The organism is Mesorhizobium sp. KACC 23794 (assembly GCF_052180275.1).
Classification (GTDB): Bacteria; Pseudomonadota; Alphaproteobacteria; order Rhizobiales; family Rhizobiaceae; genus Kumtagia.
On sequence record NZ_CP197465.1, the window covers coordinates 3,023,282 to 3,046,205 of the forward strand.

20 protein-coding genes and 1 other RNA gene are annotated in these 22,924 nt (G+C 61.7%); 15 read left to right on the forward strand and 6 right to left on the reverse strand.

From position 1 onward, the window contains the following. Nucleotides 1-106: 106 nt before the first annotated feature. Nucleotides 107-461: a transfer-messenger RNA gene (gene ssrA / locus ACSBOB_RS14825) on the reverse strand. Between the two features lie 298 nt (nucleotides 462-759). Between ssrA and ACSBOB_RS14830 the strand changes: the two genes are divergently transcribed. The 10 genes from ACSBOB_RS14830 (at nucleotide 760) to ACSBOB_RS14875 (ending at nucleotide 8,941) form a co-directional block, all read left to right on the forward strand. Then, nucleotides 760-1,071, forward strand: a complete 312-nt coding sequence (locus tag ACSBOB_RS14830) for a DUF2853 family protein (RefSeq protein ID WP_442583151.1) — start codon at nucleotides 760-762, stop codon at nucleotides 1,069-1,071. A gap of 215 nt (nucleotides 1,072-1,286) precedes the next feature. Then, nucleotides 1,287-2,081 carry a thymidylate synthase gene (locus ACSBOB_RS14835; RefSeq protein WP_442583152.1) on the forward strand — a complete coding sequence of 265 codons (795 nt, stop codon included), beginning with the start codon at nucleotides 1,287-1,289 and terminating at the stop codon, nucleotides 2,079-2,081. A gap of 68 nt (nucleotides 2,082-2,149) precedes the next feature. Further along, nucleotides 2,150-3,160: a DUF4424 domain-containing protein gene (locus ACSBOB_RS14840; RefSeq protein ID WP_442583153.1), complete on the forward strand. Its 1,011-nt coding sequence runs from the start codon at nucleotides 2,150-2,152 to the stop codon at nucleotides 3,158-3,160. Continuing rightward, nucleotides 3,160-3,690 carry a dihydrofolate reductase gene (locus tag ACSBOB_RS14845; RefSeq protein WP_442583154.1) on the forward strand — a complete coding sequence of 177 codons (531 nt, stop codon included), beginning with the start codon at nucleotides 3,160-3,162 and terminating at the stop codon, nucleotides 3,688-3,690. Before ACSBOB_RS14840 ends, ACSBOB_RS14845 begins: the two co-directional genes overlap by 1 nt. Before the next feature lie 299 nt (nucleotides 3,691-3,989). After that, nucleotides 3,990-5,099, forward strand: coding sequence for an FtsH protease activity modulator HflK (gene hflK, locus ACSBOB_RS14850; protein ID WP_442583155.1), 1,110 nt, complete (start codon nucleotides 3,990-3,992; stop codon nucleotides 5,097-5,099). Beyond that, nucleotides 5,099-6,052 carry a protease modulator HflC gene (gene hflC / locus ACSBOB_RS14855; RefSeq protein ID WP_442583156.1) on the forward strand — a complete coding sequence of 318 codons (954 nt, stop codon included), beginning with the start codon at nucleotides 5,099-5,101 and terminating at the stop codon, nucleotides 6,050-6,052. Before hflK ends, hflC begins: the two co-directional genes overlap by 1 nt. Nucleotides 6,053-6,064: 12 nt before the next feature. Further along, nucleotides 6,065-6,250 carry a DUF2065 domain-containing protein gene (locus ACSBOB_RS14860; RefSeq protein WP_442583157.1) on the forward strand — a complete coding sequence of 62 codons (186 nt, stop codon included), beginning with the start codon at nucleotides 6,065-6,067 and terminating at the stop codon, nucleotides 6,248-6,250. 190 nt (nucleotides 6,251-6,440) lie between these two features. Further along, complete coding sequence (locus tag ACSBOB_RS14865) at nucleotides 6,441-8,033, forward strand: DegQ family serine endoprotease (protein WP_442583158.1); 1,593 nt, start codon at nucleotides 6,441-6,443, stop codon at nucleotides 8,031-8,033. Nucleotides 8,034-8,149: 116 nt separating this feature from the next. Then, on the forward strand, nucleotides 8,150-8,578 hold the full coding sequence (gene tnpA / locus ACSBOB_RS14870) for an IS200/IS605 family transposase (RefSeq protein WP_442583159.1): 429 nt from the start codon (nucleotides 8,150-8,152) through the stop codon (nucleotides 8,576-8,578). Between the two features lie 102 nt (nucleotides 8,579-8,680). Further along, nucleotides 8,681-8,941 carry a pilus assembly protein HicB gene (locus ACSBOB_RS14875; RefSeq protein ID WP_442583160.1) on the forward strand — a complete coding sequence of 87 codons (261 nt, stop codon included), beginning with the start codon at nucleotides 8,681-8,683 and terminating at the stop codon, nucleotides 8,939-8,941. Here ACSBOB_RS14875 and ACSBOB_RS14880 read toward each other — a convergent pair whose 3' ends face one another. Beyond that, a complete protein-coding gene (locus tag ACSBOB_RS14880) occupies nucleotides 8,942-9,499 on the reverse strand; it encodes a GNAT family N-acetyltransferase (RefSeq protein WP_442583161.1) in 558 nt (185 codons plus the stop codon). After that, on the reverse strand, nucleotides 9,496-10,383 hold the full coding sequence (gene serB / locus ACSBOB_RS14885) for a phosphoserine phosphatase SerB (RefSeq protein WP_442583162.1): 888 nt from the start codon (nucleotides 10,381-10,383) through the stop codon (nucleotides 9,496-9,498). Before serB ends, ACSBOB_RS14880 begins: the two co-directional genes overlap by 4 nt. Between serB and miaA the strand changes: the two genes are divergently transcribed. Further along, nucleotides 10,382-11,356, forward strand: a complete 975-nt coding sequence (miaA, locus tag ACSBOB_RS14890) for a tRNA (adenosine(37)-N6)-dimethylallyltransferase MiaA (protein WP_442583737.1) — start codon at nucleotides 10,382-10,384, stop codon at nucleotides 11,354-11,356. The two genes, serB and miaA, sit on opposite strands and share 2 nt — an antisense overlap. A gap of 83 nt (nucleotides 11,357-11,439) precedes the next feature. Further along, complete coding sequence (locus ACSBOB_RS14895; RefSeq protein WP_442583163.1) at nucleotides 11,440-12,234, forward strand: GGDEF domain-containing protein; 795 nt, start codon at nucleotides 11,440-11,442, stop codon at nucleotides 12,232-12,234. A 114-nt stretch (nucleotides 12,235-12,348) separates the two neighbouring features. Here the strand turns inward: ACSBOB_RS14895 and ACSBOB_RS14900 are convergent, their stop codons facing one another. Both ACSBOB_RS14900 and ACSBOB_RS14905 read right to left on the reverse strand, forming a co-directional pair. Then, nucleotides 12,349-14,181: an ATP-binding protein gene (locus tag ACSBOB_RS14900; protein WP_442583164.1), complete on the reverse strand. Its 1,833-nt coding sequence runs from the start codon at nucleotides 14,179-14,181 to the stop codon at nucleotides 12,349-12,351. Between the two features lie 214 nt (nucleotides 14,182-14,395). Beyond that, the gene (locus ACSBOB_RS14905; protein ID WP_442583165.1) at nucleotides 14,396-16,282 is read right to left on the reverse strand and encodes a hypothetical protein; all 1,887 of its coding nucleotides are present in this window, start codon (nucleotides 16,280-16,282) and stop codon (nucleotides 14,396-14,398) included. A 190-nt stretch (nucleotides 16,283-16,472) separates the two neighbouring features. Here ACSBOB_RS14905 and ACSBOB_RS14910 point away from each other — a divergent pair, with 190 nt between their 5' ends. The 3 genes from ACSBOB_RS14910 (at nucleotide 16,473) to tmpB (ending at nucleotide 20,207) form a co-directional block, all read left to right on the forward strand. Continuing rightward, nucleotides 16,473-18,341, forward strand: coding sequence for a hypothetical protein (locus tag ACSBOB_RS14910; RefSeq protein ID WP_442583166.1), 1,869 nt, complete (start codon nucleotides 16,473-16,475; stop codon nucleotides 18,339-18,341). A gap of 139 nt (nucleotides 18,342-18,480) precedes the next feature. Continuing rightward, nucleotides 18,481-19,629, forward strand: a complete 1,149-nt coding sequence (gene tmpA / locus ACSBOB_RS14915; protein ID WP_442583167.1) for a 2-trimethylaminoethylphosphonate dioxygenase — start codon at nucleotides 18,481-18,483, stop codon at nucleotides 19,627-19,629. After that, on the forward strand, nucleotides 19,626-20,207 hold the full coding sequence (gene tmpB, locus ACSBOB_RS14920; protein WP_442583168.1) for a (R)-1-hydroxy-2-trimethylaminoethylphosphonate oxygenase: 582 nt from the start codon (nucleotides 19,626-19,628) through the stop codon (nucleotides 20,205-20,207). The genes tmpA and tmpB overlap by 4 nt, the downstream gene beginning before the upstream one ends. A gap of 66 nt (nucleotides 20,208-20,273) precedes the next feature. On the opposite strand, the gene ACSBOB_RS14925 is transcribed toward tmpB, so the two are convergent. Further along, nucleotides 20,274-22,745 carry a PQQ-dependent sugar dehydrogenase gene (locus ACSBOB_RS14925; protein WP_442583169.1) on the reverse strand — a complete coding sequence of 824 codons (2,472 nt, stop codon included), beginning with the start codon at nucleotides 22,743-22,745 and terminating at the stop codon, nucleotides 20,274-20,276. Between the last annotated feature and the right edge of the window lie 179 nt (nucleotides 22,746-22,924).

Consider the following 22,924-nt stretch of genomic DNA (forward strand, 5'->3'; position numbering starts at 1 on the left):
GATCCTGTTGGACCTGAAAGAACGTTCGCAGGACAGAGCTGTAAAACGCTGAAAAACTGGAAACAAGAAAACGAGGAAAATCAAGTGCTTGGCGATAAGAAAATGAAGTGGAGGTTTCTGTTGCCAGGTACCTCCGAACCCCGCCTAGAAGTGCGAACCCCTAGGACTTGAATTGAAGCTATCGCACCGCTTACGCGGCGAGACGTGCTTCCGCATAGTTGTCGTTGGCAACTATAAGATTAGCCCGATAACGGTGGTACAATGCCGGGCAAAAGTACGATCTTTACACCTTCGTCGATCCTATTTCGCCCCCAGCAGAAACCGCTTCTCGAAGCGGCTTTTGGTGGAGGCGCCGGGTACCGCCCCCGGGTCCGAACGGCTTATTACATCGCCCATTTATCGCCATAGTCAGACAAGCTGACGGATCGAATATAGGGGGCCGGCGAAGGAATTGAAAGCCCTCCGTTCCTGGTGGCAGTGGGCAGTCGGCAATAGGCAGTCGGGTGGTGGTGGACCTGCTCGAACATTGGCGAGGAACTTCGTCGCCGGGGAGCCCTTCGCCTCAAGCAATCCGAATGCCTATTGCCGACTGCCTCCAGGAAGGGGGCAATCTTTCAAGCGAGTGCCCTGTGTGGATGGGGCTTCGGACTTGACTCGCGCGGCGTGGTCCACAACTCTTGAAAATCGTAGAGCCTTGCTCGGGTCCGCCTCCGCGATTCGGAGCGCTGGGACGCGCAGGCACAGTGAGAGGGATGAGAAATGGCCGACTACCTCGCAGACGTCAAAAAATACGATTCCGGTGCCAGCGCGGACGTCGTCGACAAGATCGTCAAGCATCTTGGCATCGCGCTCCGCAACCGCGACTCCTCGCTCGTCTCGGCCACCGATCCCAAGGAACTGGAGCGGGTCAAAACAAGCTGGGTCGGCAAGAAGCTCGGCGTGACCGATGGCGCCAAGGCCGACGCGGCAATCGGCAACACCGCCAAGGCGATGGCTGCCGACAATTCCAAGAGCCGCGTGACGTTCTATTATCTGGTGGCGAAGGAACTGGGGAAGCTCGGCTCGCTGTAGGTTTTTTGGGGGTGAGGGCGGGCTGAACGCTGCGCTCTGATCCATTTCCCGGTCCGTTGCATCAACCGCCGTATGTCGCTGGTTGATGTTTCCTGCCGCCCCACTCGTGCTTGTCGTTTGCGCGTTGGCCACAATATGTGGGTATTGGACAGTCGGCTGCTGATCGCGCGGGCGATATCTGCTATTGTCCAACCCGCTGAAAAAGTCCGGATCCGATGCGCCAGTATCTCGACCTTCTCGACCATGTGCTGAACAACGGCATCGACCGTCCGGACCGCACCGGCACGGGCACGCGAGGGGTGTTCGGCTACCAGATGCGTTTCGACCTTTCGCGCGGGTTCCCGGTGACCACCACCAAGAAGCTGCACCTGAAGTCGATCATCCACGAACTCCTATGGTTCCTGGCCGGCGACACCAATACCAAATATCTCACCGACCATGGCGTGACGATCTGGGACGAATGGGCCGACGAGAACGGCAATCTCGGCCCGGTCTATGGCGCGCAGTGGCGGTCGTGGCCGACGCGCGACGGCGGCGAGATCGACCAGATCGCGAATCTTCTCATACAGATACGGAAGAATCCTCACTCGCGCCGTCTGATCGTCTCGGCCTGGAACCCGGCGGAGGTGGATGCCATGGCGTTGCCGCCGTGCCATTGCCTGTTCCAGTTCTACGTGACCGACGGAAAACTCTCCTGCCAACTCTACCAGCGCTCGGGCGACATCTTTCTCGGCGTGCCGTTCAACATTGCCTCCTATGCGCTGCTGACCATGATGGTGGCGCAGGTGACCGGGCTGGAGGCCGGCGACTTCATCCTCACGCTGGGCGACGCGCATCTCTATTCCAATCATTTCGAGCAGGCGCGCGAGCAACTCAGGCGTACGCCGAAGGCGCTGCCGACCATGCGCATCAACCCCAACGTGACCGACCTGTTCGCCTTCCGCTTCGAGGATTTTTCGCTCGAAAATTATGTCGCGGACGCCAGCATCAAGGCTCCTATTGCCGTATAGGTAGCCTGCTTGTCGCCCATCTTGGGCGCGGCGCGCGTCGTGCGGTTCTTTGCATCAAAGGGGAAAAGATGATCCGTCTCGTCCGTATCCTGCTGGCGGCCGGGTGCGTCGGCATCGCAGCGCCGGCCCTGGCCAACGATTCCATCGCCGGGCTCGGCGCTGGCGGGATCATGCTCGGACGCACCGACGATATTGCGATGGAAAGCGAGAACCTGTTCATCTCGATGGACGAGGTGAAGGTCGACTATATTTTTCGCAACCAGTCCGACAAGGATTTCGAGACGATCGTGGCGTTCCCGATGCCGGACATAGACGCCAATCCGCACGAGATGCCGCAACTGCCGGACGATGCCTCCGACAATTTCCTCGGCTTCGCGGTGACGGTCGACGGTACGCCGGTGAAGGCGGAACTGGAGCAGCGGGCTCAAGCCGTGGGCGTGGACGTAACCGATCTCCTGAAGGCGCAGGGCTTGCCGGTGAACCCGTTCGCCAAGCCGGTGTATGCGGCGCTGGAAAAGCTGCCGGAGGATGTGGCGGCGGACTGGATCGACCGCGGCATGATCCTCATCGATTCCTACGACGAAGGCTCGGGCTGGAAGAATGTGCGCACGCCGCTGTGGACGCTGAAGTCCACCTACTGGTGGCGGACGAAATTTCCGGCCGGCAAACCGGTGGCGGTGGCGCACCATTACAGGCCGAGCGTCGGCGCCTCGGTCGGGTTGAATTTCTACGGCGGCGGCGCGTTCCACGATCCGTACCCGGAGTACAAGCAGAAATACTGCATCGACAAAAGCTTCGAGAACGCCGTCGTCAAGGCGAAGGATGACAAGGACGGCTTTCCGGCGCTGTCGGAAAGCCGGCTGCAATATGTGCTGACCACCGGCGGCAACTGGGCGCTGGGCACGATCGGCAAATTCCATCTCACGGTGGACAAGGGCGATTCGAAGAACCTCGTCAGCTTTTGCGCCTCCGGGCTGAAAAAGACCGGGCCGACACGGTTCGAACTCGAGGCCACGGACTATTATCCGCAGCGCGACCTCGACATCCTGATCCTGACGCCGAGCGGTGCGGCGAACTGATGCGGGTGACGATTTACGCCGCTGTCGCAGAGAACGGCGTGATCGGTCGCGAGGGCGGCCTGCCGTGGCGATTGTCGTCCGATATGAAGCGCTTCAAGGCGACGACGATGGGCAATCCGATCGTCATGGGACGCAAGACTTGGGAGAGTTTTCCCAGGAAACCCTTGCCCGGAAGGCTCAACATCGTGATCAGCCGTGATCCCGCCTATCGCGCGGAAGGCGCGGAGGTGGTCACTTCGCTCAAGGATGCGCTGACGCTGGCGACGGCGAAGGGCCGCTGCATGGCGGGTGCGGAAGAGATCTGCATCATCGGCGGCGGCGAGATCTACAGGCAGGCGATCGGCATGGCCGACACCCTGAAACTGACGCATGTTCTGGCCGCGATCGATGGCGATACGCTGTTCCCCGTCATCGATCCGGACGTCTGGGGCGTCGTCTCGGCAGAGGACGTGCCGGCCGGCGAAAAAGACAGTCACGCGACGCGCTACACCGTCTACGAACGGCGTGGCGGGGATGTGCGGCGAGCTTGATGTTCCCTTCGTCGTGCTCGCCGCGAATTGCCGGGCGGCGGCTGTTTCGAAATCCGGTTGACGGAGAGACGACAAGCGGACCGTAATGCCGCATTGTCGATGGCGTGCCTTGCGTGGCAAAAGCGTGCGCAACAGCAAATTGGGAGGAAGACGGAAGGTTTCCCTGTATTTTGATCGCCGGATCGAGCGCGGCGGGCGTGGCCCGCGTTGAAAGCGTGACGGCGCAACCCTATACAAGGACCAACGTCTGCATACGAACGCCGCGTTCAGGCGCGGCGAGCGGAAACGAAAGGAATTCGATGCCCTGGAAGAATCAGAGCGGCGGCGGCGGTGGCCCATGGGGCGGCGGCGGCGGCAATGGTGGTGGCGGCGGACCGTGGGGGCAGGGGCCGCGCGGTCCAAGCGGCCCGCAGGGGTCTCCGCCCGATCTTGAGGACATCATCCGGCGCGGCCAGGATCGCCTGAAGAACGTGCTGCCCGGTGGTGGCGGCGGGGCCAGCCCGCTGATGTTCGCCATCATCGGCTTGGTGCTCGTTGTGTTCTGGGTGTTCCAGGCGGTCTATACCGTCCAGCCGGACGAACTTGCCGTCGAATTGCGCTTCGGCAAGCCGAAGGCCGAGCTTTCCGAGCCGGGCCTGCATTTCCACTGGTGGCCGATCGAGACGGTCGAGAAGGCCAACACGGCCGAGAAGCTGATCAACATCCCCGAAACCCGCGGCAATTCGACCTCCGGCCTGATGCTTTCCGGCGACCAGAACATCGTCGACGTGCGTTTTTCCGTGGCCTACCAGGTCTCCGATCCCAAGGCGTATCTGTTCGACGTGGTGCAGCCTGACGACATGGTCCGCCAGGTGGCGGAAAGCGCCATGCGCGAGGCCGTCGGCAGGCGTCCGGCACAGGACATCTTCCGCGATGACCGCCAGGGCATCGCGGACGCGGTGCGCACCAACATCCAGCAGACGCTGGACGAGTATGGTGCGGGCCTCGCCGTGAACGCCATCTCGATCGAGGACGTGGCGCCGCCGCGCGAAGTGGCCGATGCGTTCGACGAGGTGCAGCGCGCCGAGCAGGACGAGGACCGCTTCGTTGAGCAGGCGAACCAGTATTCGAACCAGAAGCTCGGTGCGGCTCGAGGCGACGCGGCGCAAATTCGTGAAGAGGCGGCCGCCTACAAAAACCGCATCGTCCAGGAAGCGGAAGGCGAGGCGCAGCGCTTCATCTCCGTCTATGACGAGTACGCCAAGGCGCCGGACGTCACCCGCAAGCGGCTCTATCTGGAGACCATGGAGCGCGTCATGCAGGGCGCCAACAAGGTGATCATCGAGCAAGGCAACGGACAGGGCGTGGTGCCATACCTGCCGCTGCCCGAGTTGCAGAAGCGCCCGGCGGCCACTGGAGGAGCGAACTGATGTCGAACCGTCTTGCAGCGATCGGCGTCGTCGCCCTCGTCGTCCTTTTCCTGATCTATTCTGCCATCTTCGTCGTCAACGAACGCGAGCAGGCGATCGTGCTGCGTTTCGGTGAGATCGTCGACGTGAAGACCGAGCCGGGCATCTACTTCAAGGCGCCGTTCGGCTTCATGGAAGCCGACAACGTCCAGATCATCGAGGATCGCATCATGCGCTTCGACCTGGACAACATCCGCGTCCAGGTCTCGGGCGGAAAGTTCTACGAGGTCGACGCCTTCGTCACATACAGGATCGCCGATCCGAGGGTGTTCCGCGCGGCGGTGTCGGGCAGCGTGCAGCTTGCCGAGCAGCGGCTGCGCACCCGCCTCGACGCGGCCCTGCGCCGTGTCTACGGTCTGCGCGGCTTCGAGGCGGCATTGTCCGAGGAACGCGGCTCGATGATGCGCGAAGTGCGCGATCAGTTGCGGCCTGATGCAACGTCGCTCGGGCTCGAGATCGTGGACGTGCGTATCCGCCGTACAGATCTCACCGCCGAGGTTTCGCAGCAGACCTTCGACCGCATGAAGGCCGAGCGCCTGGCCGAGGCCGAGCGCCTGCGGGCACGCGGCAACGAGGCGGCCCAGCGTATCCGGGCGCGCGCCGACCGTGAGGTCGTCGAGACGGTGGCGGAAGCCCGCAAGGAATCGGAAATCCTGCGCGGTGAAGGCGAGGCCCAGCGAAGCGCGACCTTCGCCAACGCCTTCCAGCGCGATCCGGACTTCTTCGAGTTCTATCGCTCGATGATCGCCTATGGTGCAGGGTTGAACAGCCAGGGCACGACGATGGTGCTTTCGCCGGATTCGGAGTTCTTCCGCTACTTCAACAATGCGCAGGGCGGTCCGCCCAAATCCGCGGCGCCCGCCGCCCCGGCTCCCGCGCCGAGCGGAGCTTCCACCACCGGCGCCGTGCAATAGGCGCCGGCCCGCGTGAACGACTTCCTGGCCGCCATGGGCCTCGTCCTCGTCGTCGAGGGCCTGGTCTATGGCGGCTTTCCAACGCTTGCCAAGAAACTCGCCACCGAAGTCCTTTCGATGTCGGAAAACACGCTGCGCGGCGCCGGGCTCGTGGCGATCGCCGCCGGGGTCGCCATCGTCTGGATGGTGCGGGGGTAGACCACTCTCACGCAACTTTGTGATTTTCCCGATAGGCAAGGCCGCAAACGCGCCCTAATTTCTCGCCAACAGTCGACATCGGGGTGATGCTGGCCGACCTGAATGCCAGCATGCCCAAAACCTCGAGCGAGCCGCTGGTTCAGCATTTGCGCAGGATCAGCTTTTTCGCAGATTTCCGGAGAACGACTTTATGAGCGCACCGTCCGTCCGTTCGGCCATCACCAAGAGACTGTTCGCGACGACCGCAGCCGTGCTTTCCGGTGTGCTGGTGATGCCTGCTTTTGCGCCGCTCGCGCTGGCACAGGACCAGCAGGCACCGGCGCAGGTCCAGCCTGCCGCGCAGCCGGCTCCGGTCGCTCCTCCCCAGGTCCAGTTGCAGCCGTCGCACGGTCCCGCTTCGGTGGCTGACCTCGCCGAGCGCCTACTGGGCGCGGTGGTCAACATCTCCACTTCACAAAATGTCAAGGGCACCGAGGCGCCGAACGCCGTGCCGATGCCGCAGCTTCCCGAAGGCTCGCCGTTCCAGGACTTCTTCGACGATTTCTTCAAGAACCGGCAAGGCGAGGACGGCCAGAGAGGCGGCGGAACCCAGAAGGTGCAGTCGCTGGGCTCGGGCTTCGTGGTCGATGCGGAACAAGGCATCGTCGTCACCAACAACCACGTGATCGCCGACGCGGACGAGATCGAGGTCAATTTCTCGGACGGATCGAAGCTGAAGGCCGAACTGGTCGGCACCGACACCAAGACCGACATCGCCGTGCTGAAGGTCGACCCGAAGCAGAAGAAGCTTACCGCCGTGAAATTCGGCGATTCCAACGTCATGCGCATCGGCGACTGGGTGATGGCGATCGGCAACCCGTTCGGGCTTGGCGGCACGGTGACCGTCGGCATCGTCTCGGCGCGCAACCGCGACATCAATGCCGGCCCGTATGACGACTTCATCCAGACCGATGCGGCGATCAACCGGGGCAATTCCGGCGGGCCGCTGTTCAACATGGAAGGCGAGGTCATCGGCATCAACACCGCGATCATCTCGCCCTCCGGCGGGTCGATCGGCATCGGCTTCTCGATCCCCTCGGAACTGGCGATCGGCGTGGTCGACCAGCTTCGGCAGTTCGGAGAGACGCGGCGCGGCTGGCTCGGCGTGCGCATCCAGCCGGTGACCGACGAGATCGCCGAGAGCCTTGGCATGGCGACCGCCAAGGGCGCGCTGGTGGCCGGCATCATCAAGGGCGGCCCGGTGGACAACGGCGTCATCCAGGCGGGCGACGTGATCATCAAGTTCGACGGCAAGGACGTGAAGGAAATGCGCGACCTGCCGCGCGTCGTGGCCGAAAGCCCGGTCGGCAAGGCGGTCGACGTGCTGATCGTGCGCAAGGGCGTCGAGCAGACGGTGAAGGTGACGCTGGGGCGGCTGGAGGACGGCGAGAAGCAGGCTTCCGCCGAAGAAGATGACGAGCAGCAGCAGGAACAGGCGGTGACCACCGCCACCGTGCTTGGCATGACCGTCGGCGAACTCAATGACGAGACGCGCAGGAAGTTCGAGATCGCCGGCGACGTTTCGGGCGTGGTGATCACCGAAGTCGATGCGAAGTCGATTGCCGCAGAACGCGGCATTCTCGCCGGCGAGGTCATCACCGAGATCGCGCAGGAATCGGTGTCTTCGCCGAAGGATGTGATGGACCGCATCGGCGCGCTGAAGGAACAAGGCCGCAAGAACGCGCTGCTGATGCTGGCGTCGAAGTCAGGCGAACTGCGTTTCGTCACGCTGCGGATGGATTGATCAAGCATCGCCGGTCGACGGTCGTCAGCGTCGATTTAGAGTCCCCGATAGGGGATCAGGAAACCCCACGCCTTTAGGCGGCTGGGATTGAGTCGCATCCTGTGTAGATTGGCTTTATGGAAGCGTACAAGCGTGGCAGCCCCACAGCTTGGTACTGTAAGTATCATCTGGTGTGGGTGACGAAGTACCGCTACGCGGTGCTTGGCGGTGATGTCGGCAACCGCTGCCGAGAATTGCTACGGGAGACTGCGCGAGCGCACGAGATGGTCATTCACGCCGGGTCGATCAACCGTGACCATGTGCATATGCTGTTGTCGATCCCGCCGCGCCTGTCTGTATCGCGCGCCGTGCAGTACCTGAAAGGGCGCAGTTCGCACAAGTTGCTGAGTGAGTTCGGGATATTGCGCAAGCGCTACTGGGGTCAGCATCTGTGGGCGCGGGGCTATTGGGTGACGACGAGCGGCAACGTCACGGACGAGATGTGGATGGAGTACATTAAGAACCAGATGCCACCCGAGCCCGATGACGAGTTCAACGTGACGTGAGTGAATGCCGCGTCCGCCGACGGCGGACCGATCCGGCTTTGAGCCGTAACCCGAAGCCACCGCCTCTTAGGCGGTGGAGCATTCACAGGTTCTTGTGACCAGATGAGCAAGGCGACCTTTCCGCTAAAGCTACCTTTGTCGATCAAGGAAGCCGCCGCCCGCCTCGCCAAGGACGACGGCGTGTCGCTGAATCAGTGGATTGCCTCCGCAGTCGCGCAAAAGGTTGGGGTTGTTGAGACTGCCGGCAATTTCCTGCGCGGCAGAGCGGCGGCCGCCTCCGCTGACGATTTTTCGGACATGCTTAAGAAGGTTCCCGCGGGACCACCTGAACCCGGTGATGAACTCCCAACCGATCGGCGCTGATCAAGGGCGCCGTTGCCGCCAGCCGTCATGGGAGAGCCGATAGAGCTGGTGGCGCTTAAACTGGGGATGCGTGTCGGGAACGCGCGGGTGGTCGAAATCCTGGTCGCGCCGCATGCCGAGACGTTTCATCACGGCGGTGGAGCGGTCGTTGTTGCAGACCGCGAATGAGACGACCTCTTCGAGCTCGAGGCTATCGAAGGCGAAGTCGAGCAGCGCGGCTGCCCCTTCGCCGACATAACCCTTGCCCCAGAATTCCGGGGCGAGCCGCCAGCCGATCTCGAACGAACCGGCCGGCACCACCGGAACGATCTCGGCGGCATGCAGCCCGACGAAGCCGATGCATTCGCCGGTGGCAGTCAGTTCGGCCGCCATCCAACCGAAACCGTCGGCGTCGATCTCGGCGCGTATGCGGTCCATCATCCCATCGCTTTCCGCCCGGTTGCGGCGGAACGGGAAGAACGCCATCACCGTGTCGTCCGAATTGATGCGATGGAAGAGCTCGCGGTCGCGGTCCTGCCAGTTGCGGAGGATGAGACGCTCGGTGGTGAACTGGCTCATCTGACGAGATCTGCCTCGCAATAACCCTGGATGTACAACAGGGCGGTCAGGTCGCCATGGTCGATACGGATGCGCGCCTGTTCGGCGACCGCCGGCTTGGCATGCAGGGCGACGCCGGCGCCGGCGGCGGCCAGCATGTCGAGATCGTTGGCGCCGTCGCCGACGGCGATGGCATCGGATGCCGTGAAGCCCAGGCGCGTCGCGATCTCGGCAAGTGCCGTGGCCTTGGCCTCGCGGCCGAGGATGGGCTCGGCGACTTTGCCGGTCAGCCTGCCATCGGCTTCCAGCAGAATGTTGGCCCGGTTCTCGTCGAAGCCGAGCTTTTCGGCTATGCGCGCAGTGAAAGCGGTGAAGCCACCGGATACCAACGCCGTCCAGGCGCCATTGCGGCGCATGGTGGCGACGAGTTGAGTTCCACCGGAAGCTAGCGTCAGCCGGTTGGCGACGATGCGGTCGATGACGGCGGCGTCGAGTCCGTTCAGCAGGGCGACGCGCTCGCGCAGCGCCGGTTCGAAGGCGATCTCGCCATTCATCGAACGCGCTGTGATCGCCGCGACATGCTGCTTCAAGCCGACTTCGTCGGCCAGTTCGTCGATGCACTCCTGGTCGATCATGGTGGAATCCATGTCGGCCAACAGCAGCTTCTTCCTGCGGCCCTCCGCGGGCTGGATGACGAGATCGATTCTTGCGGATGCCAGGTCGGCTCGCAGCCCGGATGCCGGGCCGCTCGCATCGAAACCGTCGGGCAAGGTGAGGTCGCAGGCGATGCCGTCCGCCAGCCAGCGCGAATCGGTTGCCTTCAACGCGCGCGATGCCATATCCAGCAGCGCAGGTTTTACGGCGCGTTCAGCCGGGTGCGAGATCAGCGTGGCGACGAGCGACATGGAAGAGTCCGTTCGGGATGAGGGCCGGGGACGGCTGAAGAATGCGATCCTGATAGCCGGGCCGACCGCCAGCGGCAAGTCGGCGATGGCGCTGGACATCGCCGAGCGTGTCGGTGGGGCGATCGTCAACACCGATTCCATGCAGGGCTATTCGGTGCTCGACGTGCTGTCGGCGCGTCCCTCCGAAGTGGAACTCAAGCGGGTGCCGCATCACCTCTACGGACACGTCCATCCCTCCACGCCCTATTCGACCGGCGCCTGGCTGCGCGACGTCATGCGGCTGATTGACAGTGGTGCGCTTGCGGGGCGCAGGCCGGTTTTCGTCGGCGGGACGGGGCTGTATTTCCGGGCGCTGCTGCAAGGCCTGTCGGAAATGCCCGAGATTCCGCAGAACGTCCGCGACCGCTGGCGCTACGAATTGATGGAGCAGGGGCCGCAACGCCTCCACCGGCTCCTGATGCGGGAGGATCCGGCGACCGCGTCCGGGCTGCGGCCGTCCGATGGCCAGCGGATCGTCCGGGCGCTGGAGGTGCTGGAAAGCTCGGGAAAGCCTCTGCGGGAGTGGCAGGCGGTGGAGGGGCAACCGCTGGTCGATCATGGCAGCGCGCGCCTCTTTGTCATCGAACCCGACCGGGCGGAGCTTGTCCGGCGCATTGACGAGCGTTTCGACCGCATGCTGGAGCGCGGGGCGCGCGAAGAGGTGGCGAAGCTGACTAAACTCGGCCTCGATCCCGCGTTGCCGGCGGTGAAGGCGATTGGCGTGCGGGAACTTTCGGCGGCGGCAACGGGAGAGATTTCGGAGCAGGAAGCAATCCTTCGCGCAAAGATTGCAACCCGGCAGTATGCGAAACGCCAATCGACATGGTTTCGCAACCAGTTCGGGCCGGAATGGCAGAGAATTCAAGCGGTAAACGGCGGATTCGAAGGTAAGGATCCAGACATTTGTCGGCACCTATGGTTACCTGACGTTTAAGTCATTGTTCACGTCACGGTTGTCGATATTAACGCTCCGTAAGGTCGAAGCTGCGATAAGTCCGCCGCAGGGTGCGGAGAGCAATGCGGTTCCACAAATCCGAATCGGCCTTCATCGTTTTCATCGTCGTGATCCTTGCGGCCGGTGTGGTGGTTCTGCACGCTTATGACGTGCTTCAGGACAGCCCGCGGGTGCTGGCCGGCGACGAAAACGTGGCAGCGCATTTCGCTTATCTCGGGCACCTGCTGTTTGCGACGGGCGTGCTGATCGCCACCGCGCTGTTCTTCGGCGTCTTCTTCATCTACCCGCTGATCCGCACGCAGGTGAAGGAAGAGGGAAAACTGCGTGCCATGACCAAGTCGCTGAGCGACCGCTCGGTGACACTCGAGCAGGCGGCGCTGACCGATGCGCTGACCGGCATGCAGAACCGGCGCTACTTCGACGAGGCGCTCAAGGAATATCTCGACGAGTTCAGCAAGATCGACAAGCCGGTCGGGCTGATGATCTTCGACCTCGATCATTTCAAGCAGGTCAACGACACGCACGGCCATGATGTCGGCGACGAAGTGCTGCGTGCCGTTGCCGGCTGCCTGAAGGACATGACGCGCTATCACGACGTCGTGGCGCGGCTGGGCGGTGAGGAGTTCGCCGTGGTCGCACCGAACATGGACGTCGAAATGCTGACGCGGCTGGCGGAGCGTATCCGCAAGGGCATCGCCACCATGCCGATCATGTCGGGCAATGTGCGGTTGAGGATAACGTCCAGCGTCGGGCTGGCGGTCTGGGACCACAAGGAAAGCGCTGAGGATTTCTTCCGCCGCGCCGACCAGCAGCTTTACCAGGCGAAGAAACAGGGCCGCAATCGCGTCAGCGCTTGAGAGACCTTGAACGGTTGACGCCGTATGCGCAGTGCGTTGGATCACGTCTTGCAGCGCCAGGCGTCTGCACCAGCGGCCACAATCCCCGAATGCAGCGCTGCCGAGCCGGCCAGCCTATCGGCGCAGTCCGAAACTGGTGTTGCGAAATTCGCCGCGCTGCTCTTCGCGCGGCGCCGGCTGCGTGGACGGCGGTTCGGGGAAGGGCGCCCTGCGGTAGCCGGGATCGCCGGCCTGCCGCGTCGGATCGGCCGGCTCGGCGGAAGCCAAGGACGCCGCCGCGGGCCGCTGCTGGTTGCGAAGCCGGTCGACGATCATCGCCAGGTCGACCTCGCCGCCGACGCCGGCCACGACATCGGCCTCGTGATGTTTTCCGGCGCCTGGAATGCGATCGGGCGCCAGCCTTTCGAACTTGAACCGCATGGTGGTGGCGATGCCGTCGCCGAAGGCGATCGCCTCGCGCTGGCCCATCGACGACAGGAAGGAGAGGGTCGACGCGGATGAGTCGGCGATCGCCGAACGGATGATTGCCTGGTCCTGCTCGTTGGCAAGGCGCATCGCGAAGACCGTCGAGCATTGCGACAGGATCGTCGGGTCCAGTTCGCCCGGGCGCTGGGTGACGACGCCGAGGAAGCAGCCATATTTGCGGCCTTCCTTGGCGATGCGCGACAGAGCATGGCGCGTCGGCGCAAAGCCGAGGTTCGGGTCGGACGGCATGTAGCGATGCGCTTCTTCGCACATCAGCAGCAGGCGAAGCTTGCCTTCGCTCCACAGCGCGAGGTCGAAGGCGAGGCGCGCCAGCACCGAGCAGACCGAATTGACGACCTCGGAAGGCAGGCCGGCCATCTCGAAGCAAGTCACCGGACGGCCGTTGTGCGGCACGCGGAAAATCTTGCCGATGGTCTCGTGGATGGAATCCTCGATCAGACGCGACGCGAACATGAAGCGGTAGCGCGGGTCGGCGATGGCCGATTCGATGCGCGTGCGCAGGGCCTTGAGGGCGGGGCGGTCGGTCTTGCTATCCAGCAGGCCCATCCGCTCGTCGATCAGCCGGATCAGGTCGGCGATGCGGTAGGGCACCGGGAGGTCGGCCGTCATTGAATCCTGGCCGCGCCGGACGATCGTGCCGGAATTTGTGCTCTTGTAGGCGCTCTTGGCAATCGGGATGAGGTCGCGCAATACGTCGAGTTCTTCCGGCACGACCTCGCGCCCGCGGAACAGGACTTCGGCCAGTTCCTCCAGCCGGAACAGCCAGAAGGGCAGTTCAAGGCTACCGGTGTCGATGCGGTAGCTGTATTCCGGCAGGGCGCTGGCGAATTCGTTGTGCGGGTCGAGGATGAGGACGCGCAGGTCCGGCCGCGCCTCGATGGTCTTGCGAAGCAGCAGCGAGACGGCGGTCGATTTGCCGACGCCGGTGGTGCCGACGACGGCGAAATGGCGCGCCAGCGTGTCGTCGATGGCGATGCAGGCATCTATGCTCTCATCCTGCGACAGCGAGCCGACGGTGACGGAGCGACGGCCGGCGAGGTCGTAGACGGCCTGCAGATCGCGGGTGCGGATACGATGGGCGACCGCGCCGATGTGCGGATACTGCGTGATGCCGCGATCGAAAGTCCCGGAGGCGGACGGAAGACCGTCGCGCACCTCGCCGATCAGTTCGACACTGACCTCGATGGCATTCTGGTCTCCGGGGTTCCAGTGACGGTCGGCCTTGCCGATGGCGTAGACGAGGCCGACGGTACGGATCGGGCCGAGATTGATGGAGATCATCTTGCCGACGGTCCACATGCCGGTAATCGCGCCGTCCTCGTCGTCGGCGAAAGCGGCGATCGTCGCCCTGGCGCCATCGCATTGAACGACATGGCCGAGTATGCGCTTGTCGTTCTGGGCAGCGTCGCGCCGTTCCTGCACCGTGTCTTCCCCGGCGGATCGATCCCGCTCTACAAACATTCAGGCTGGCGCCCCGGTTTCCAAATCCAAGTCAACCATAGCTTGGCTGGGTTAAGGTCGCGTGTGGCGTGATGGTTTCGGGAGACTTAATGACCACAGTACAGGTTTCGATATCGACTGAGTGGGTTTCAGCAGTGGGCAACCAAGCTGAATGACCCCTACGGGAGCGGCGTTCTAAGTCCTGCTGCCTCGTCCAACGGGGGCCAGCTTCCTTTCACATGTCATCGGCCTCACTATCGTCGGGACGAACAGTTTCGAGCGAGATGGGTTCACCGATGGTCTGCAGCATGGGCTTGCATCGCACGCGCTGGGCGACTGCCCAGTTGCTGAACTCGAACGTCTGGTACCAACCCTCGAGGTCTTCGAGCCCGAACTCGTCCACGAAGCCCTTTGCGAAGTGGTCGGTATAACCTTCACGAAATGACGGCCGGAACCTGGGGTTCAATTTCTGGCTATCCGATATGTTTGTCGCACCGCTACCCATGGCGCCGGTCTCTGCCAGTCCGAAAGAACCCTTGGCCAGTCCGACAATCGGATTCTTGAGCTCGCGAGCGCATTGGATTCTGAAGGTCAGTTCGCCCACCAATTCAGGCGTGCCGACAATTCGAACAGGGACGCCTGTATCTTCCACGTCAAAACCCAGTGCCTCAATCATGGTCAGCGTCGTCGAAACGCAGACCGGCGAAATCCGCAAGGGCGGCACCATTGCCCGGAAACTGACAAGGATGAAATTACCACGAAAGAAAGCTTCTCCCATATGCGTGGGGAACCAGTTCTTCCGCAAAACCTGCACGTGGTAGCGAGCGTAGGCCATATAGATGGCTGCCATCATGGTGCCGTTGGCCGTGGGATGGCGGTCACCAGCTCTAGGGTGAGGTTCCTTCGCCTTTCCAAAATGCGGGAAGGGATAATCCGGCGCCGCCAGGAAGTAATCCGCGTCGCTGAGCGCCATCGACAACTGAGCCCCGGCGGTCTGCCGGCGCGGCGAACCATAGGCGCCGGACACCTGCGTAGCGATCCAAGGGGCGGGCAGTTCGGAACCCGTGACCTCTTTCGCCCAGGAATTCACTTTCTGACGGAAAGCCCGATGGTCCGTCATATATTGGCCGGCCAGGGTACTGCTGCCCTCATTGCTTTGTCCGTGCCGTTCGAACGTGATCGAATGACCGGAAGGCAAGTCCGGAAACTCGACCCGCGACATGTCATAGGCTTTCCGAATGGCATCCTTGGTGCGATCTATAGAAGGCGGGCCGGATATCTGTTCAAGGCTGACTTCTTTTCGGGCTACGTTCACTGCCACATCAAAGTCCGCAAACGTTGCTTGCGTAGAATCTCCTTGAACCCTGCGATGTTCATCAAACAACTGTTCGAATGTAATGCACGCTGTGGGAAGAGGGGTCGCTCCCCGGGCCTTCGGATGATAGTCGCCGGATATTCGCTGTTCATCGGAGAATTGAACATCGTTTCGGACCAGTGTCTCCGTCAGCGGCGTAAGCTCTGCACTGCCGTAGTGATGATAAGATGGCCCATCTCCATGGCAGCGCTCGGCCCAGCCAAGCATTTGGGCGCGATAGGTTACATCCTTGAGGGCTATGTCCGGCACCATATTGAGACGTGTAGCGCTCGCGCTTCCAGCCATGAACGATTGGCCGACGCCAAGCGCTACACGGGCTCCGGACAGCGCCGAAACCACTGCCTCGACCGACTCTGACATAAGATCTGAAGACCGAAGTGTTGCGGCCAGATCGATGGCCTTTATCTCGTCCTCGCTGAACTCTCCCGCGGTTTGAGGTGTCAGCCAGCCTGCTCTTTCGGCTACCAATCCGGCAGATTTCGAGGCCGATGCCGCAGATCTTTGGGTGCTTTTTGAAGATTCTTGTACAGATTTTACCGTTCTGTCTATGGATTTCACCGTTTTATCTGCGAATTTCACCGTTTTTTCTATAGTTTTAACAAACCCCTCGGTAGATTCCGCCTTTTGCAATGAACGACTTGCTTTTCTTTTCAGAACCAATAATTTTCTATTTACCAAAAATACATAATAGAGCGTGGTTGTCACCATAATGATAGTGGCTATTGAAAGATAGCCGAGAACCGTCATGAGCTTGTCCGAATCCATGTTTCCCCCAAAATCGCCCTATTCCGAACGAACCGCAATTATAGGGATGCGCGCTGTGAGGCAACCCATCCTTTGCTCGTTTGTGCAATATGCGTGGCGGACGATTGGGGATAGCTAGTTGCGTCCAGTTTCGCTATGGGTTCGTGTTGTAAGTTCCTTTGTGGTGGGATGCATGAATTCTCCTGTTGATGCGCTGCTCGTCGAGCAAAAAGTGACTCGTGCTGCCTATGGCCCTGCAGAGTTGAGATTGTACGGCGAAACGATCCATGCAGACCCCAATGCTGTCATCGATCTCTACAAGGAAATGCCGCTCGACGGATTTCTCGCTATTCAGGCGCGCTTCGGCATCGGCAATTATGCGCTGGTGGATATAACGCCTCATCGCTGCCGTATTGTGACGGCCCCCGGCTATTGTGGGGGTTACGTCCACACTGGACCCAATGGATCAGTAGCCGCGACTACGCTCTCGCCTATCCTGCAGGTCCTTAAGGGCGACATACGGATGGATTCGTTCGGTTTGGGATTTTTCCTGAACTACGCGTCGAGACATTCCTACAACCAACTGCCATTCCGAACTGTTTTCGATAAGATATTTCGCCTTCCTCCGGCTTCGCTCGTCGAGTTTGAGGAGGGCAAACTCACCCGCTATTCCAGCTACATAATGAAGGGTAGAGAACTTGGTCCTGCAGCGTCGTTCGACGCGGCTATGAATGAGGTGAGTGGTGCAATTGCTGCATATTGCAAGCGCCGAGGGATAAAGCCGGCAATCATGTTTTCGGGTGGTGTCGACTCGCTCAGCATATATCTGGCAATGCGGCAAAAGATCGGGACAGCAAATATCCGTGCGATCACTGTCGATCACAATCGAGCTAATGGGCCGGATAGAGCCTTCGCCGTTGCGGACAAACTTGGAATAAAAGTCGATCATGTGAAAGATAATTATTCGGGATCTTTAAAGACAAACGCTATCCTTGTGGAGATGATGAAGAAGGATATTGTCTTCAGTAGGGGGCCGAGCGTGGCTCTTCTGGAGAAGAATCTTTCAGGTACGCTCGTCCTTCATGGTCAGAACATGGACGCAATATCCAAAATCAATATGGTTGTTCTTCAGGCAAATCTTGAGCGAGGGTATCTCTCGGCCGACGGAGTGAAGCAGGCTAAGACGGATGCGGAGAAGGTATTGCAGTATGAGTATTTTATTGGAAATCTACAATTTACTCCGCAGTACCTGAACGATGTTGAATTTCAGAAGCAAACATTGTCATTCTTTTCCAGGTTGCATAACGGGACAATATCTGATCCTGATCCTGGTCACCGCGGCATCTTGCGCGGTATGATATCGGCTCAGGCGCCAAATCTATTGGGAAAGGCCGACTATCCGGTCGATCAGATCGAAAATCTGGACATCGAGGTTGATACATTCAGAAATTTCATTGGAATCAAGGATCTGGATCCAGCATTGGCGATTCATCTTGTCCGATATTATACCTATGCCCATATCGGCAACAAACGGCTCGCTACCTTGCCAACTCCGGACGGAAGTCGTCAGCTTCTTGTCGCGTCGAGTGGTCCGATCGTTACGTACTTCGTCGGCAAGCCGATCGAGCTTTCGCGTGCGCTCAGGCCGAAGAAGGAAACGTACGCATACGTCCAGAAGCTCGCAGGCATGCCGTACAGCAAGATGACCACGCAATCGCGCGGAAACTTTAATCTCCGGAAATTGGACAAGTTCGCGGGAGACGCTCTTCTTATGGGCAATATGGAGCGCCTCGATCCGAAAAATTCAATGGTTATTCCGAGGATCATGGACGAGCCGACACGTGCCTACGTTGAATATATGTATCGCGACGTATATCAAACCGCTCGCCCCGACGACCCAAATGTCAGTCTTCTAAGCCAAAGCCGTGCTCGTCAATTGCTCAATCTTGAGCAACTGCTCGTCGGCGCTCTCGAAGGCGTCGCGCATAGACGCCAAGAGCAGCCCACCGTTGTAGCCGCACAGCCGGACAGGGGATTGCCGCCGCCAGTGATGTTTCCATAAATCCGGCCTGTGTGGAAGCAAGCACGGACCGTTCAAATTTGCCGGTGTGATCGTCGGATTGCTTCTGTCATAAAACGATCAATTGTCTTGTCTGTCCGCTTCCGACAGGATGCGAACCTGGGCACACAGGGAAGCCATCATGCTGACGAACGTCGTCGTCGAGGATTCCGGGCGGACTGTCCGCCTTGCGTGGTCGGATGGAACAAGCGCTCGGTTTCACGCCGCATGGCTGCGCGACAATGCGCTGGACGACAGGACGCGGAGCCCGGGCAACCGGCAGAGGCTGATCACCGTCCTCGACATTCCGGCCGACACGCGGATCGGCGAGGCGTCGCTTGCCGGGGGCGACCTGTCGCTCAGCTTCCTGCCGGAAGAAAAGACGGCGCGGTTTCCGGCTGGCTGGCTGGCCGAGCATGTCTATGACCGCGATCACGATCGGCCGGCAGGCTGGACGGACGACACCATCCACCGCTGGAAGCGTGCGACGATGCAGGACGTGCCCCGCGCCAGCCTTGGCGCCGCGGTTGCGCATTCGTCCATCCTGCGCGACTGGCTGGCGTCGGTTCATCGCTACGGTTTTGCCGTGATGGATGGGCTGCCGGCCGAATCCGGCGCGCTGCTCAAGGTCGTCGATCTCTTCGGCTATGTGCGGGAGACGAATTACGGGCGCTGGTTCGAGGTGCGGGCCGAGGTCAATCCGAACAACCTCGCCTACACCAATCTCGGGCTTCAGGCGCATACGGATAATCCCTACCGCGACCCGGTTCCGACCCTTCAAGTCCTGGCCTGCATCGAAAATACGGTGGAGGGCGGCGAGTCCAGCGTCGTCGATGGTTTCTCGGTCGCCGCCGCCTTGCAGGAAGAGGATTCTGATGGGTTCCGGCTGCTGTCGTCGCGGCCGGCGCGCTTCGAATATGCCGGTTCCGCGGGGGTGCGGCTGCGCTCGAAGCGGCCGATGATCGAACTCGGGCCAGACGGCGAGTTGCTGGCGGTCCGCTTCAACAATCGCTCGCTGGCTCCGGTCGTCGACGTGCCGTTCGACGAGATGGAGGCCTATTACCGCGCCTATCGCCGGTTCGCCGAACTGATCGAGGACCCGTCCTTCGAAGTCTCGTTCAAGCTTGAGCAGGGCCAGGCATTCATCGTCGACAACACACGGGTGATGCACGCCCGCCGGGCATTTTCAGGCTCGGGCAAGCGCTGGCTGCAAGGCTGCTACGCCGACAAGGACGGACTGCTGTCGACGCTCGCCGCGCTCCAGGAAAACGTGAAGGAAGCCGCCGAATGAGCCGGACCATCCCTACATCCGAAACCATCGTCGAGGTCATTGCCGATATTTTCGAGCGACGCGGCTCCGATGCCTATCTGGGCGAGTCTGTGACCATGTCCGAGCACATGCTGCAGGGCGCGTGGCTGGCCGAGCAGGAGGGCGCGCCGGAGGAACTGGTCGCGGCGGCGCTGCTGCACGACATAGGCCATTTCACCAGCGAGTTCGGCACCTATTCGCCCGACGATATCGAGGACAAGCACCACGACGATGCTGGCGGTGCGCTGCTCGAGCCGTTCTTCCCGCCGGTGATCGTCGAATGCGTGCGGCTGCATGTGTCTGCCAAGCGCTACCTCTGCGCCACCGACCCGACCTATTTTGGAAAATTGTCCGAAGCGTCGGTCCACACGCTGTCGCTGCAGGGTGGGCCTATGAATGCGCAAGAGGTTGCAGAGTTCCGCAAGAATCCCTTCCACGACGAGGCGGTGCGGGTGCGGCTGTGGGACGAGGGCGGCAAGATCGCGGGCATGAAGACCCGGACTTTTCGCGATTACGTGCCGCTGCTGGAGCGGGTGGTGAACACCCATGCGGAGGCGTGAGTTCCCGCTCGCGCGTTATTGAGGCTCCTATAGCCGGCAAATCCCTCCTGGGGCTGGCCGAGTACTTCAGGCGACGACAAAATCCGCGCTTGAGAGGTTTAGCCTGGCAGTGAGGGTGGCGAAGAGGATGCCGGCGGTAGCTCCTGTGCCGTCCGCATCGTAGAAAAGCTTTCCGGTATCGTTCTCGTAGACGATGCGGTCGTCGGCGTCGCCGGCAAGGCCTGTCGTGTTGGCGCGGAAGGCCGATGAGGCGAGTACACCGGCGGCGGGAAGGGCGGTGAAGACGCCGTTTTCCAGTTCGATCCGATCGTCCGTGGTGTTGAAGTCCGTGACGATGTCGGCATTGCCGGGGGCCAGCGGCGACGAGAAGACGAACATGTCCTTGCCCGCGCGGCCCGTGAGCGTGTCGCTGCCGCCCTTGCCGTCGATACGGTTGGCGCCGGCATTGCCGACGATCTGCTGGGCGAACCCGTTGCCGGTGAGATCGAAACTCGACCTTCCGGCGCCGCTGGTCGTGGCCAGCCATTCGACGGAGGCACCGGCACCGAGGGTGTAGTCGGTGTTGACCAGAGCGCGGTCCATCGCGCCTTGCGTCGATGTTTCCACGATCCCGGTCGCGGCGCTGTAGATGAGGTAGGTATCGTCGCCGCCGAGGCCGTTCAGCACGTCGCCCGCGCTACCGCCATCCTTCAGCACGTTCACGCCGGCATTGCCTATGATCGTCTGCGCCAGGCCGTTGCCGGTCAGGTTGATCGCGGACGTACCTGCATTGGATGTGGTCCGGAGCGTTTCGACCGAGACGCCGGCCGCAAGCGAATAGTTCACGCTGGCCGCGACTACATCGTTGCCGCCGGCGGCCGCCTCGAGGACGACGTCGCCAGCATTGTCGACGAAATAGGTATCGTTGCCGGCAAGGCCCTGCATCGTGTCGGCGCCGCCCTTGCCATTCAGCACATTTGCGCCCGCATTGCCGATGAGGGCCTGGGCAAAACCGTTGCCGGTCAGGTCGATGGCGGACAGGCCTTCGTTGGCGGTCGTCCGCAGCACTTCGACCCGCGCCGCGGCGCCGAGCGTATAACTGACGGCGGTGGCGACGAGATCGGCGTTGCCGCCTCCGGCAATCTCAACCACCACGTCGCCCTGGCTGTCGACGAAATAGGTGTCGTCGTCGGCCCCGCCCGTCATGACGTCATCGCCGGCGCCGCCGATCAGCACGTCGTCGCGCATGCCGCCGAAAAGGGTGTCGTTGCCAGCGCCGCCGTCGAGTACGTCCGAACCGTCGCCAGCGGCGACGCCGGGATTGAGCTGGTAGATCTGGCCCGACAGGCTGACGGCGTACAGGTTGCCCGCATTGTCGGTGCCGAAGGAGGAGATATGGCCGAGTGTGGCGCCAGTGATGTGCCCGGTGTGGTCGATAAAACCTTGCGCCTCGCCGTCGACAATTCTGAGCGTCATCAACCGGTTGGTGACGTAGTCGCCGAAGAAATAGGCGCCTTGCAGGCCAGCGCCCGGGCCACGATAGACGTAGCCGCCGGTGATGGCTTCGCCGAAGGGATGCGCGTAGTCGAAGACGGGATCGGTGAGGTTCGGCGGATTGGGTGGCGGGCTCGGCCCCTGGATCGAGCCCTCGCGGAAATCCCAGCCATAGTTGACGCCGCCCGTGCCACCGGCGGCCTCGAAATCCACTTCCTCGCGCGCACCCTGGCCAACGTCGCCGATGTAGAGATCGCCGGTGGCGGAATCGAAGCTGATGCGCCAGGGGTTGCGCAGCCCGTAAGCCCAGATTTCGTCTGCGCCGGGCGTGGCCCCGGCGAACGGGTTGTCGTTGGGGATCGCGTAGTTGCGGGTTGGATCGGCGGCAAAATCGTCCCCGTTGACGTCGATGCGCAAAATCTTGCCGAGCAGGGAATCGAGGTTCTGGGCGTTGCCGTTGGGATCGTTGGAGCCGCCGCCGTCGCCGACGGTAATGTAGAGATTGCCGTCGGGCCCGAAGCCAAGAAAACCGCCATTGTGGTTGCTGTGCCCCGGATGCGGAATGGTCAGCAGCCTCTGGACCATCGTGGCATCGGCAAGGGCTGGATCGTCATCCGAGCGCGCATATTCCCGGACTTCTATGTGTCCGGACGCATTGGTGATGAAGACGAAGAAGCGGCCGTTGGTCTCAAAGTCGGGGTGGAAGGCGAGACCGAGAAGGCCGCGTTCATTGCCGTCGGCCAACTGGTCGTCGGGAATGTCAAGGAAAGTGGTCTGCGCGCCGGTGGCGGAGTTGATGCGCAGGACTTCGCCGGTGTCTTTCTTCAGCGCATAGACGAAACCGTCGTCACCGGGCGCGCCGGTGAGGAAGGTTGCGCCGGCGCCGATATTGGCGAGGAGTTGGGCCTGGATGTTGCCGGACGTCGGGTCGAGATCGGCGACGCTGTGTCCGTACAGCGTGTCGTTCCCGCCGCCGCCGGTAATCGTGTCGTTGCCGTCACTACCGGAGATGGTGTCGGCGCCCGTGCCGCCGTCGAGCCTGTCGTCGTTGACGGTTCCGATCATGGAAGCACTCTCCGCGGCCAGGGCAAGTTGGCGCAGACCGGGAGTATAGGCGTCGGCGGGATGTCTTCAAGGCAGGCATGTGCGCCTCGCGGAAAATGTCAAAAGACTTCCGCCGTGGGGCGGAAGTCTTCCGGACATCAAGTGGATCGAGACAAGGGCCGACCTGGCGCCGACCCGGG

What these genes read in the sequence shown, in the direction of transcription:
- ACSBOB_RS14830 (WP_442583151.1), top strand. Translation starts at nt 760, where the DNA reads ATGGCCGACTACCTCGCAGACGTCAAAAAATACGATTCCGGTGCCAGC.
- ACSBOB_RS14895 (WP_442583163.1), top strand. Translation starts at nt 11,440, where the DNA reads ATGCGGTTCCACAAATCCGAATCGGCCTTCATCGTTTTCATCGTCGTG.
- miaA (WP_442583737.1), top strand. Translation starts at nt 10,382, where the DNA reads ATGGAAGAGTCCGTTCGGGATGAGGGCCGGGGACGGCTGAAGAATGCG.
- ACSBOB_RS14875 (WP_442583160.1), top strand. Translation starts at nt 8,681, where the DNA reads ATGAGCAAGGCGACCTTTCCGCTAAAGCTACCTTTGTCGATCAAGGAA.
- ACSBOB_RS14835 (WP_442583152.1), top strand. Translation starts at nt 1,287, where the DNA reads ATGCGCCAGTATCTCGACCTTCTCGACCATGTGCTGAACAACGGCATC.
- tnpA (WP_442583159.1), top strand. Translation starts at nt 8,150, where the DNA reads ATGGAAGCGTACAAGCGTGGCAGCCCCACAGCTTGGTACTGTAAGTAT.
- ACSBOB_RS14900 (WP_442583164.1), bottom strand. Translation starts at nt 14,181, where the DNA reads ATGTTTGTAGAGCGGGATCGATCCGCCGGGGAAGACACGGTGCAGGAA.
- tmpB (WP_442583168.1), top strand. Translation starts at nt 19,626, where the DNA reads ATGAGCCGGACCATCCCTACATCCGAAACCATCGTCGAGGTCATTGCC.
- ACSBOB_RS14910 (WP_442583166.1), top strand. Translation starts at nt 16,473, where the DNA reads ATGAATTCTCCTGTTGATGCGCTGCTCGTCGAGCAAAAAGTGACTCGT.
- tmpA (WP_442583167.1), top strand. Translation starts at nt 18,481, where the DNA reads ATGCTGACGAACGTCGTCGTCGAGGATTCCGGGCGGACTGTCCGCCTT.
- ACSBOB_RS14840 (WP_442583153.1), top strand. Translation starts at nt 2,150, where the DNA reads ATGATCCGTCTCGTCCGTATCCTGCTGGCGGCCGGGTGCGTCGGCATC.
- ACSBOB_RS14925 (WP_442583169.1), bottom strand. Translation starts at nt 22,745, where the DNA reads ATGATCGGAACCGTCAACGACGACAGGCTCGACGGCGGCACGGGCGCC.
- ACSBOB_RS14865 (WP_442583158.1), top strand. Translation starts at nt 6,441, where the DNA reads ATGAGCGCACCGTCCGTCCGTTCGGCCATCACCAAGAGACTGTTCGCG.
- hflK (WP_442583155.1), top strand. Translation starts at nt 3,990, where the DNA reads ATGCCCTGGAAGAATCAGAGCGGCGGCGGCGGTGGCCCATGGGGCGGC.
- ACSBOB_RS14905 (WP_442583165.1), bottom strand. Translation starts at nt 16,282, where the DNA reads ATGACGGTTCTCGGCTATCTTTCAATAGCCACTATCATTATGGTGACA.
- ACSBOB_RS14845 (WP_442583154.1), top strand. Translation starts at nt 3,160, where the DNA reads ATGCGGGTGACGATTTACGCCGCTGTCGCAGAGAACGGCGTGATCGGT.
- hflC (WP_442583156.1), top strand. Translation starts at nt 5,099, where the DNA reads ATGTCGAACCGTCTTGCAGCGATCGGCGTCGTCGCCCTCGTCGTCCTT.
- ACSBOB_RS14880 (WP_442583161.1), bottom strand. Translation starts at nt 9,499, where the DNA reads ATGAGCCAGTTCACCACCGAGCGTCTCATCCTCCGCAACTGGCAGGAC.
- serB (WP_442583162.1), bottom strand. Translation starts at nt 10,383, where the DNA reads ATGTCGCTCGTCGCCACGCTGATCTCGCACCCGGCTGAACGCGCCGTA.